At 43.7% G+C, this 3,903-nt stretch carries 3 protein-coding genes; all 3 read left to right on the forward strand.

Translation table 11 applies throughout. The features are described from left to right. Window positions 1-113 precede the first annotated feature (113 nt). From F3H01_RS09010 to F3H01_RS09020, 3 genes are read left to right on the forward strand one after another with little or no spacing between them, the layout of a single operon-like run. A complete protein-coding gene (locus F3H01_RS09010) occupies window positions 114-812 on the forward strand; it encodes a fumarate reductase cytochrome b subunit (RefSeq protein WP_107696192.1) in 699 nt (232 codons plus the stop codon). A 14-nt stretch (window positions 813-826) separates the two neighbouring features. Beyond that, window positions 827-2,845: a fumarate reductase flavoprotein subunit gene (locus F3H01_RS09015; protein WP_149725554.1), complete on the forward strand. Its 2,019-nt coding sequence runs from the start codon at window positions 827-829 to the stop codon at window positions 2,843-2,845. After that, window positions 2,838-3,557: a fumarate reductase iron-sulfur subunit gene (locus F3H01_RS09020; protein ID WP_021091811.1), complete on the forward strand. Its 720-nt coding sequence runs from the start codon at window positions 2,838-2,840 to the stop codon at window positions 3,555-3,557. Before F3H01_RS09015 ends, F3H01_RS09020 begins: the two co-directional genes overlap by 8 nt. Window positions 3,558-3,903 lie beyond the last annotated feature (346 nt).

Consider the following 3,903-nt stretch of genomic DNA (forward strand, 5'->3'; position numbering starts at 1 on the left):
TGTTTAAAAAATATTAAAGTAAAAATCTGCTAGCATTAGCTTTATCAATTAATACTAATATTTAAATTAGTATTAAGAAATGATAATTTATTTCAAATTTCTTAGGAGGGCTCATGACCGGGCTTATAGAAGGTTTTTTGGGGAAACGGTCGGACGACAAAAAAAGTCGCACTCCAGCCGCTTGGGATAGATGGCAAAGTATTACAGGGTTTATTTTGGCCTGTTTTATATTGTGCCATATGGTTTTTACTTCTACTATACTACTTGGCAAAGACGCATTTAACGCTGTCGTAGGGTTTGCGGAGGCTAAATTTTTATTTGGAGAAGCTACTTGGTGGATCACTAACGTCATAGCTGCGGTAATATTTGCCATTTTTATCGCTCATGCATTTTTAGCTATGAGAAAATTTCCAGCAAACTACAGACAATATTTAATGTTTAGAGGCCACAAAGACCGTATGAAGCACCTTGACACTACGCTTTGGTGGTTTCAGTTTTTAACCGGTTTTGCTCTATTTTTCGCAGCCAGCGCGCACCTAGTGGATATAGTCTTTGGCGGACATATTACTGCCGACAAATCAGCGGCTGCATTTCATCAACTAGAAATTTTCTACTTCGCACTACTTGTTTTTATGGTCGTTCACGCTAGTATCGGTATGTACCGCTTGTATGTCAAATGGATAAGCATTGATGGTGCAAATAAGCACGAAATGTTTGTCAAAAGAAATAAGGCAAAAACAATTGTATTTGCCGTTTATGGCATACTTGCTATAATTGCGCTAATCGCCGATTTCGTGTGGATCAGCCATTAAAAAGGAGCTAGAAGATGAATGTAAAATATTATGATGCATTGGTAATTGGTGGTGGTCTAGCTGGTCTTAGAGCTGCTGTGGCTGCTGGAGAAAAGGGGCTAAGTACGGTAGTTTTAAGCCTAATTCCCGTTAAGCGCTCGCACTCTGCGGCTGCGCAAGGCGGTATGCAAGCCTCTTTGGGAAATTCAAAAATGAGCGAAGGCGACAACGAGGATGTGCACTTTGCCGACACGGTAAAAGGTAGCGACTGGGGCTGCGATCAGCAAGTTGCGCGTATGTTTTGTCAAACCGCGCCTAAGGCGATTCGCGAGCTAGCGGCTTGGGGCGTGCCTTGGACTCGTATAACAAAAGGCGAAAGAAGCGCTATTATCAACGCTCAAAAAACGACTATCGTGGAAAAAGAAGAAGTCCACGGACTCATCCACTCTCGCGACTTTGGCGGAACTAAAAAATGGAGAACATGCTTTACGGCGGACGCCACCGGTCACACTATGCTTTTTGCCGTAGCAAACGAAGCTCTAAAACATAACGTCGAAATTCATGACAGAAAAGAAGCTATTGCGCTAATCCACACAAACAACCGCTGTTACGGCGCGATCGTTCGCGATCTAGTTAACGGCGAGATCACGGCATACGTCGCAAAAGGTACGCTAATCGCTACGGGCGGCTACGGTAGGGTTTATAAACACACTACAAATGCCGTAGTTTGCGAAGGTATCGGCGCAGCCATCGCTCTTGAGACGGGCGTAGCTCAGCTTGGAAATATGGAAGCGGTGCAGTTTCACCCAACTCCGATCGTTCCATCGGGCATTCTTTTAACAGAAGGTTGCCGCGGCGACGGCGGAATTTTACGCGACGTAGACGGATATCGCTTTATGCCCGACTATGAGCCTGAGAAAAAAGAACTAGCTAGCCGCGACGTCGTAAGCCGCCGCATCATGGAGCATATCCGCGCAGGTAAAGGCGTACCTAGCCCTTATGGCTATCACGTTTGGCTAGATATCTCGATCCTAGGACGCGAGCATATCGAGAAAAACTTACGCGACGTTCAAGAAATTTGCGAAATCTTTAACGGCATCGATCCTGCCGACACCGAAGTATATACCGACGAAAACGGTCGCCAGCGTGGTAAAGGCTGGGCGCCGATCCTGCCTATGCAGCACTACTCTATGGGTGGCATCAAGACAAAGCCAACTGGCGAGAGTCCGACGCTAGCGGGTCTATTTAGCGCCGGTGAGGCTGCGTGTTGGGATATGCACGGATTTAACCGCCTAGGCGGCAACTCCGTTTCTGAAACGGTCGTCGCGGGCATGATCGTTGGGGACTATTTTGCCGACTACTGCGGTAGCCATGAGATCGATATAAATACCGCAGATATCGAAAAATTCGTTAAAAAAGAGGAAGACTATCTAAAGAGCCTAGTCGAAAAAGAGGGCAAATTTAACGTATTTGAGATCAAAAACAAGATGAAAGATATCATGTGGGAGCACGTGGCGATCTTTAGAACAGGCGAAGGTCTAGCCATAGCGGTAAAAGAGCTAGAAGAGCTTTATAAGCAATCTTTGGACGTTAAAGTCACCAACAAGGCGCTATTTGGTAATCCTGAGCTTGAGGAAGCCTACCGCGTACCAAAGATGCTAAAGCTTGCCCTTTGTATCGCAAAAGGCGCGCTTGATCGCACCGAGAGCCGCGGAGCGCACTGCCGCGAAGACTATCCGAAACGCGACGACCTAAACTGGCTAAACAGAACTCTAACTAGCTGGAAAGAGGGCGATACGCTACCGACTATCGTGTATGAGCCACTTGATATTATGAAAATGGAGATGCCACCAGCATTTAGAGGCTATGGTGCGAAAGGTAATATTATTGAGCATCCAGATAGTGCCATCCGCCAAAAAGAGGTTGATGAAATTCGTGAGAAAATGCAAGCTGAAGGTAAGAGCAGACAAGAAATTCAAGAGGCTTTAATGCACTATGATCTTCAACCAAAATATAAAGCACCAAACGAAAGAGCAGGAATAGGATATGAGTAGAAAAATAACCATAAAAGCATTTAAATATAATCCATTAAGCAAAATTTCAAAGCCGCATTTCGCGACCTACGAGCTAGAAGAGACTGATGGTATGACATTGTTTATCGCGTTAAATATGATTCGCGAGAAATTTGACCCAGATCTTAGCTTTGACTTCGTTTGTCGTGCTGGAATTTGTGGAAGTTGTGGCATGCTTGTAAATGGCAAGCCAAGATTAGCTTGTAGAACTCTTACTAAAGATTTTGAAAGCGGAGTAATTGAGCTTATGCCTTTGCCGGTATTTAAGTTACTAAAAGACTTAAGCGTAGATACGGGCAACTGGATGAATGCGATGAGTAGGCGTGTGGAGAGCTGGATACATACAGACCACGAGACAGATATCTCTAAGCTTGAGGAAAAGGTTGAGCCTGAAGTGGCGCAGGAAGTATTTGAGCTTGACCGCTGCATCGAGTGCGGTATCTGCGTAGCTGCGTGCGGTACAGCTATCATGAGGCCTGATTTCATCGGCGCGGTCGGACTTAACCGCGTAGCAAGATTTAAAATCGACGCGCTTGATAAACGAACCGATGAGGACTTTTACGAGCTTATCGGCGACGATGACGGCGTATTTGGCTGTATGACTTTGCTAGGCTGTGAAGACAACTGCCCTAAACACTTACCACTTCAAAGCCGCATAGCTTATATGCGTAGAAAAATGGCTGCTATAAAGTAGCAAAGGGGCTGTAAAAGCCCCAAACTTACTTCTAAATTTATTAAAAAAGAATACAAATAGGCGCCAAAAGGCATAAAAAGATATCAATAGATACAAATAAGAAAAATAAAAATATCAAAAATGGGATTGATAAGAGTGCGCCCATTATATAACCAAGTGGAAATGCGATAAATATAAAGACGATTCCAACACCAGAAACAAAACAAAAAATTAGCGCAAATATCACAGCAAAGGTATTTACAAATAAGTTAATATTTTCTAAAAGAAAATTTGTTAGGCCAAGACATCTCATGTTTTGATTATAGCTTTTAAGCCAAAAAATTTATATAATTTCAAAAATTTGCTT

The sequence above is a fragment of the Campylobacter concisus genome (assembly GCF_902460875.1).
Classification (GTDB): Bacteria; Campylobacterota; Campylobacteria; order Campylobacterales; family Campylobacteraceae; genus Campylobacter_A; species Campylobacter_A concisus_AA.